Here is a 237-nt window from a genome sequence, read left to right as displayed (position 1 = left end):
GCCGTGAAGACAGCCCGTTCTGGGATGACACGCGTACCGCGCAAAAAGAAGACAAACCCGCGATCCTGGCCCGCACCCTGGCCGCCGCCATCACTACTGGCGACAGCCAATTGGGCGCCGATCACAAGGCCTGGCAGTGGGGCAAGCTGCACAGCACCACATGGAAAAATACCAGCGGCCAGGTCATCCGCGGCCCCTTCGCCAGCGGTGGCGATCACAACACCCTGAACCCGGCAC

The 237-nt window shown here is 64.1% G+C and carries 1 protein-coding gene; it reads left to right on the top strand.

The window, feature by feature from the left end:
• Window positions 1–237, top strand: a 237-nt coding sequence (locus AAEZ02_RS23450) for a penicillin acylase family protein (RefSeq protein WP_351125637.1), incomplete at both ends; no start/stop codon positions are given.

The sequence above is a fragment of the Shewanella sp. T24-MNA-CIBAN-0130 genome, from assembly GCF_040310185.1.
In the GTDB taxonomy this organism is placed as follows: Bacteria; Pseudomonadota; Gammaproteobacteria; order Enterobacterales; family Shewanellaceae; genus Shewanella; species Shewanella psychromarinicola.
Note: the sequence above shows the minus strand (reverse complement) of the source record. Positions and strands in the feature narration are given on the sequence as shown.